Origin of the sequence: Methylobacterium sp. 190mf, assembly GCF_900107945.1 — a bacterium.
Taxonomy (GTDB): domain Bacteria; phylum Pseudomonadota; class Alphaproteobacteria; order Rhizobiales; family Beijerinckiaceae; genus Methylobacterium.
Window position 1 is genome coordinate 177,074 of record NZ_FNVI01000014.1, and the last position, 6,967, is coordinate 184,040.

At 72.4% G+C, this 6,967-nt stretch carries 5 protein-coding genes and 1 rRNA gene; 3 read left to right on the forward strand and 3 right to left on the reverse strand.

Features of this window, described 5'->3' with window-relative positions; genetic code table 11:
* Positions 1-30: 30 nt before the first annotated feature.
* Positions 31-2,160 (forward strand): TonB-dependent receptor, encoded by a 2,130-nt coding sequence (locus tag C4T42_RS18140; RefSeq protein WP_103985578.1) that lies wholly within the window; start codon positions 31-33, stop codon positions 2,158-2,160.
* Between the two features lie 153 nt (positions 2,161-2,313).
* A complete protein-coding gene (locus tag C4T42_RS18145; protein WP_103985579.1) occupies positions 2,314-3,069 on the forward strand; it encodes a hypothetical protein in 756 nt (251 codons plus the stop codon).
* A 9-nt stretch (positions 3,070-3,078) separates the two neighbouring features.
* Here the strand turns inward: C4T42_RS18145 and metB are convergent, their stop codons facing one another.
* Genes metB through C4T42_RS18160 form a run of 3 tightly spaced genes read right to left on the reverse strand, consistent with a single transcriptional unit; the run spans position 3,079 to position 5,998 of the window.
* A complete protein-coding gene (gene metB, locus C4T42_RS18150; RefSeq protein WP_103985587.1) occupies positions 3,079-4,239 on the reverse strand; it encodes a cystathionine gamma-synthase in 1,161 nt (386 codons plus the stop codon).
* Positions 4,240-4,298: 59 nt separating this feature from the next.
* Positions 4,299-4,901, reverse strand: a complete 603-nt coding sequence (locus C4T42_RS18155; protein WP_103985580.1) for a cytochrome b/b6 domain-containing protein — start codon at positions 4,899-4,901, stop codon at positions 4,299-4,301.
* Complete coding sequence (locus C4T42_RS18160) at positions 4,898-5,998, reverse strand: catalase family peroxidase (protein ID WP_103985581.1); 1,101 nt, start codon at positions 5,996-5,998, stop codon at positions 4,898-4,900. The genes C4T42_RS18155 and C4T42_RS18160 overlap by 4 nt, the downstream gene beginning before the upstream one ends.
* A gap of 841 nt (positions 5,999-6,839) precedes the next feature.
* Here C4T42_RS18160 and C4T42_RS18165 point away from each other — a divergent pair.
* Positions 6,840-6,967, forward strand: a 16S ribosomal RNA gene (locus C4T42_RS18165); the annotation flags it as partial.

Genomic DNA, 6,967 nt, shown 5'->3' on the forward strand with positions numbered 1-6,967 from the left:
CGGCGGCGCGCGGCCCGGCCGGTTCTCCCGATGGCCGTCCTGCTGGGCTTCGTCGGGTCCGGGCTGCACGCCGCCCGCGCGGAGGAGGCCGGAGCGGCCCGGGACGTCCAGCTCGACGAGCTCTCGGTCGAGGGCGCCGCCGCGCCGCGCGGCCCGGTCCCGGCCTATGCCGGCGGTCAGGTGGCGCGGGGCGGGCGCCTCGGCCTTCTGGGCGATACCGAGACCCAGAAGGCGCCCTTCAGCATCGCCAGCTACACCGACACGCTCATCCGGGACCGGCAGGCGCGGACGGTGTCCGAGACCCTGGTCCTCGACCCGTCGGTGCGCGCCACGCAGACCACGGGGGCGCCGTTCGACTCCTTCTCCATCCGGGGCTTCCCGTCCAACGAGAACACCAGCGGCGAGGTCGCCTTCGACGGTCTCTACGGCATCGCCCCGAGCTTCCGCATCTTCACCGACTACGTGGAGCGCATCGAGGTCCTGAAGGGGCCGTCCGCCGCCCTCACGGGGGTGTCGCCGAACGGCGCGGTCGGCGGCGTGGTCAACATCGTGCCGAAGCGCGCCGCCGCGGACCTGACTCGCGTCACGCTGGATTACGGCTCGTCCGCCTGGGGCGGCAGCCAGGTCGACGTCGCCCGCCGCTGGGGGCCGGGCCGGGAATGGGGCGCCCGCGTGGTCGGCAGCCTGCACGGCGGCGCCACGCCCTTCGACCGCCAGACCGAGACCACCGGCGTCGGGGCCCTGGCTCTCGACTACCAGGGTGACCGGTTCCGCGCGTGGCTCTACCTGCTGGCGCAGACCGACCGCTTCAACGCGCCGCTGCGCCCGTTCCTCCTGCGGGCCGGCGTGCCCGTGCCGCGGGCGCCCGACGGCCGCCTGAACCTGACCCAGCCCTGGGAATACTCGGACGTCGACGATCGCGGCGGCCTGCTGCGCACCGAGTACGACCTGACCGATCAGGTCACGCTGTTCGCCGATGTCGGCGGCGGGCAGACCGGCGTGGAGCGCTATTTCCAGTCGGCACCGACGATCCTCAACGGCCGCGGCGACACGACCAGCACGCCGCAATTCTACGCGCTGGGCGTCGACCGGCTCACCTACGACGGCGGCGTCCGGGCCCGGTTCGAGACCGGCTTCATCCGCCACGCCCTGACGGTGCAGGGCTCCGTGTACGACGAGGCGACGGGACGGCGGTTCTCGCCCGGCCGGGGCGCCTACCTGTCGAACCTCTACGCGCCGGCCCTCGTCCCGTACATCGCGCCGATCTACGGCGTCGGCCGGCCCCGCCTGTCCGACAGCACCCTGTCGGGGATCGCGGTGGCCGACACGCTGTCGGCCCTCGACGAGCGCGTCCTGCTGACCCTGGGCGTGCGCCGCCAGCGCGTTGAGGCGCACAACTACGTGTCGAATGTCGGCACGCTGGCCTCGTCCTACGACAAGAGCGCTACGACCCCGATGGTCGGCCTCGTGGTGCGGCCCTGGGACTCGGTCTCGCTCTACGGCAACTACATCGAGGGCCTGAGCCGCGGCGACGTGGCCCCGGCGGTGGCGACCAATTCCGGCACGATCCTGGAGCCCTACGTGGCCCGACAGGTCGAGGCGGGCGTGAAGCTCGATCTCGGCCGGTTCGGCGCCACGCTCGGCGCCTTCCGGATCACGAAGCCCGCGGGCGAGCTCGGCCCGCAGGGGCGCTTCGCGGCGACCGCCGAGCAGCGCGTCGGCGGGCTCGAGCTGAGCCTGTTCGGCGAGATCACACCGCAGGTGCGGGTGGTCGGCGGCGTGACCCTGCTGGACGGACGCCTCGTCAAGACGGCGCTCGCCGCCAATCGCGGGCACCGGCCGATCGGCGTGCCGGAGGTCCAGGCGAGCCTGGGAGCCGAGTGGGACCTGCCCGGGTTGCCCGGCCTGACGCTCAACGGCGCGGTCATCTATACCGGGCGGCAGTTCGTCGACCTCGCGAACACCCAGGCCCTGCCGGACTGGGCCCGCCTCGACCTTGGCCTGCGCTACACGACCCGCGTCGCCGAGCGGCCGACGACGTTCCGCGCCAGCGTCCTCAACGTGACCGACGCGCGGTACTGGACCGGGGTCGCCTCGTTCGGCACCTTCTTCCAGGGCGCGCCGCGCACCTACCTGCTCTCGATGGCGGTAGATCTCTGAGCCGGGCCGGCACGGCCGAGCCCGGCCTGTCGAGTGGCGCGATGTTTCACGGGAAACATTTTCTTAACCCTGAGCGGCGACCGCGCGGGACCGGCAGGCTGTTGCACCGGCGCCGTCGCGGCGCCGCGCCGGCCGGGTTACCACCGGTCCGGCATGACGACATCGAGCTGGCGCACCCTCCGCAACGTGCAGGCCCGTAAACGGCTGGAGAAGGCCCTGCCGGCCATCTTCCCGGCGCCGGTCCTGCAGCACGCCCTCGCGCGGCCCCTGATCCCGCCGACGCCGCGTCTCGCCGTCGAGAGCTACTGGCGGAACCACATCCTCCGGGCCGACAGGCTCGCCCGCGCGCTGGCGGCCCGCTCCGGGACACCGGAGGGCTGGGCTTGGCAGATCGGGGCCGAGGGGCGGGCCGGGAGCTTCCGCACGCCGCCCGCGCCGTTCCGCGATCCGGCCTTCGCCCGCGGCCGCGGTGCCTGCTGCATCTGCGGCCAGCCGGTCTACCGGTTCGGCTGGCACCGGGATCTCTGGGCGTGGGGCACGCCCAACACCAATGCCGGCTGGCACGCGGCCTGTGTCGCGGCGTGGAAGTTCTGGATCGCGCCGCACGCTCAGGTCCGGGCGCTCAAGCTCCGCCAGCGTCACCGCTGCACCACCACCGGCAAGCGGCTGCTGAGGACGGCCGAGGTCGACCACCTGCTGCCGCTCTACCGGGTCTGGCGCGAGCACCGCGACGCCCCCTGGCCAGAGCTCCTCGGCTACTGGGGCGCGCCGAACCTGCAAGTGGTCAACCGCGCCGCCCATCTCGACAAGTGCCGCGACGAGGCGGCCGAGCGCTCCCGGACCGTGCAGCTCGCCCGTTTCCGGGTGGTCGAGGACGAGTCCGGGTTCAGTGTGGTCGAGGAGGAGTGACCGGCCGGTTCAGCCGTCCAGGGCCCGGAAGGCCCGCGACAGGTCGGCCAGCAGGTCGGCTTCCGCCTCCAGGCCGACCGACAGGCGCAGCAGCCCGTCGGTGATGCCCGCGATGGCGCGCGCCTCCGGGTCCATCGCCGCGTGCGTCATGGTCGGGGGATGGGCGATCAGGCTCTCGACGCCGCCGAGCGACTCGGCCAGCGTGAACACCCGCAGGGCCTCCACGAAGGTCCTCACCGCGTCGCGGCCGCCGGCCAGCTCGAAGCTCAGCATCGCCCCGAAGCCCGCCTGCTGGGCCTTGGCCAGGGCGTGCCCCGGATGCGTGGACAGGCCCGGATAGTGGACCCGGGCCACCGCCGGATGGGCGTCGAGGAAGGCGGCCAGGGTCGCGGCGTTGCGCTGCTGCTGCTCCACCCGGACGAACAGGGTGCGCAGGCCCCGGAGCGTCAGGTAGGCGTCGAGGGGCGAGCCGGTGACGCCGATCGTGTTCGCCCAGGCGGCGAGGTCCTCGCCCATCGCCCTGTCGGCAGCGATCACGGCCCCGCCGATCACGTCGGAATGGCCGTTCAGGAACTTGGTGGTGGAGTGGACGACGAGATCCGCCCCGAGGGCGATCGGCTGCTGCAGGGCGGGCGACAGGAAGGTGTTGTCCACCACTGCCAGCGCGCCGGCGGCCTTCGCGTCAGCGGTGATCCGCCGGACATCGACCACGCGCATCAGCGGGTTGCTCGGCGTCTCGATCAGCACGACCTTCGGACCCTGGGCGAGGGCCGCCGCCAGCGCGTCCGGGTCGGTCTGGTCGACGAAGGCGACGCGGTAATGGCCCCGCTCCGCGCGGAAGCTGAGCAGGCGGTGGGTCCCGCCGTAGCAATCGTGCGGCGCGACCAGGAGATCGCCGGGCCGCAGGCTCGACAGGGCGAGGTCGAGGGCCGCCATGCCGCTCGCCACCAGGACGGCGCGGGCGCCGCCCTCGAGCTTGGCGATCGTGTCGGCCAGCGCGTCCCGGGTCGGGTTGCCCAGGCGCGAGTAATCGTAGGGGCCGGGCTGCTCGAAGGCCGGGAACTTGAAGGTCGTCGACAGGTGGATCGGCGCGATCACCGCGCCGAAGGCCGCGTCCTGCGCCACGCCGTTGGCCGCCGCGACGGTACGCGCCGCTAATCCCTCTGACATCGCCTCGTCCTCCACGCAGAGATCGCCCGCCCCGTCCGACCGGGTCGGGCGTGCGTTCTTTATGGAGAACGGATCAGACTTTCAAGAGAACGAGAGCGTCGTTCCGGAGGCGCGGTCGTCCCGGTCGGTGTCGACCGCCAGGGCGCCATGCTGGCGAAGACCCCGTCCCGGCGGATCAGCGCGTGCAGCAGCGCCGCAGCCAGATGCGCGAGGATCAGGGCGAACAGCCCGTAGGCCAGCGCGGTGTGGAGCCACCGCAGGGCCGCGTACAGCGTCGGGTCCTGCGGCAGGATCGGCGGCAGGACCACCGGGCCGGCGAGGACGACGGGATAGCGCGCCGCCGACAGCATCCCCCAGCCGATCAGCGGCATGGCCAGCATCAGGCCGTAGAGCAGGATGTGCGAGCCGTGGGCCGCGCGCTTCTGCCAACCCGGAAGATCGGCCGGCAGGGGCGGCGGCGCGTGGCGCCAGCGATAGGCGAGGCGGAGCCCGGCGAGGACCAGGATCAGGATCCCGAGCGGCCGGTGCAGGGCCACGAGGGCGCCGTACTCGGCGAGCGACACCACCATGGCGACGCCGATCAGCAGCATGGCCAGGATCAGCGCCGCCATGGTCCAGTGAAGCAGGCGCGCGGGCCGGTCGAAGCGGTCGGGCTCGGTCACAGGGCGGCTCCGTGGATCGCGGCGCCGGTGACGGCACTCGGGGTCTTGGCCTCGCCGGACCGGCGGGTGACGGATCGCGCGTAGGCCGCCGACCGGGCGCTCAGCAGCGGGTCGTCGCTCGGCGCGATGCCGTCCGGCAGCACCAGCGGATCGAAGTTGACGTCGCGGCAGCTGGCGGCGGCCTCCGGCGTCGCCGCCGTGAGCGTCAGGGTGCCGACATCCACCGTCTCGCGGTCGGCCGGCCAGGGCCGCGTCGCGTCGGCGGTCGGGTCGCCGGCCTGGCCGAGCGTGACGATCAGGTGCCAGTGCCGGGGGCCCTGGGCCAGCTGCGCGGCGAGCGCGTCGAACAGGGCGTTCGCGCCGCCCGGTGCGGCCTCGGCCGCCGGCGTCGGGTCGGGGACGAGGGCCCAGCGCACCGGCCGGGCGGCGCCGTCCGCGGCGACGAACCGGAAGGCGTTGAGGCTCCAGTAGGTGCTGTCGGCGAAGCCCGCGGTCACGGTCCGCGCCCTGATCAGCGCGGCGGCCTTCGCGCTCTCCGGATGGTCCGCGAAGAAGGCCTTCAGGCGCTCCGGATCCGGCTTGCCGGTGGCCGGATCGGGCTTGGCCGCGAGGAGCTGCGCGTAGAAGGCCTCGGGTGTGCGCACCGGAAAGACCGGGATGTTGTTCATGCCGGTGCGCCACTCTTCGCCGTCCGGCAGCCCGAAGCGGAGGGCGAGGCTGCGCACGGTGGCGGCGGCGTCGGCCGCGTAGGGCTGACCGCCGGCCAGCGCCACCCGCCCCTCGACCGGCGTCACGCGTCCCGCCGCGAACACGCCCGCCTTCGAGAGGCGCGCGCCCGCGCCGCTGCCCGTGAAGCGGCCCGCGACGCACATCCCCTTGGCGTGGTTGCGCCGGAAGCCGGGATGCGGCCCGTTCACCTGCTCGAACCGGTCGATGATCCGGGCCGGCGTGAGCTGGCCGGGCGAGAGCCAGCCGCCGGCATACGCGAAGGTGCCGGCGGTCCCGGCCAGGGCCGCGCCGATGGCGGAGAGGCGCAGGAGCAGGGCGGTCCCGGTCATGCCGGGGGACGCACCCGTGAGATCGTGCACCAGCGTCATCGAGTGCCTCAGGATCAACCGCGATCACGCCTCTTCGCGCACCCGCCGCGATGGTTTCAGGCGGTGTGGGTCGTGCGCAGCGCCGGGGGGAGCACCCGCGTCGACCGGTGGGGGTGGGGGCCGGCGAGCGGGCCGGCCGGCCGCGATCCGCGAGCCGTGCGTCCCGGTCGGGGCCGCCCCGCGCTCGGCCCCTTGCGCAAGGCGGTTCGGACCCTTAGATCCGCTTCACCGGTCACGACGGCACGCCGTCCGCCGGAACTTCCTCAGCATTACCGGCCAGCACCGATCCTTCGGGATCGCGACGCCGTCGGGCGCGAGCGCAGGCTCGACCCGGACCGGGTGCGTGAGGGAGCGTCCATCGTCCAGCGCCGCACCGAAGGGCCTCCGGGCCGTTCCGCGTCGCGCTCTGTCGACGGAGGGACTGAAATCCGGTTCGGCCGGTTCGGTTCCGTCGCCGGGGAAAAGGGTGGTTGACAGGAAAGTCCGGGGCAGCTTATACGGCGCCTCCCGACGCGGTCCGGAAGAAAAACGGGGCGGGTTGGACGGACTTACCGAGATTTAGAAAAGTAGATCTGGCGAAAGCCAAGGTACTTGACTTCTTCTCAGCCGGTAATTACGAGAGTGATTACTGATCTTTGACAAGTTGGAATGAGGAAGGGAGACGCGGGCGGCGTTTGTCCTTGCGGCTAGGTCGAGAGATCTAGCGTGAGTAGACTTGTGCCGATCTGTTGTTCTTCTTTCTGAGCTCACCGACGGGTGTTCTGGCGCTGTGAAGCGTCTGGCACTTGGTCGATGTGAGGCTCCGTCTGAGAATATACGTGATCGGCCAGATCAATCTCTTCAACGTGAGAGTTTGATCCTGGCTCAGAGCGAACGCTGGCGGCAGGCTTAACACATGCAAGTCGAGCGGGCCCTTCGGGGTCAGCGGCGGACGGGTGAGTAACGCGTGGGAACGTGCCTTCTGGTTCG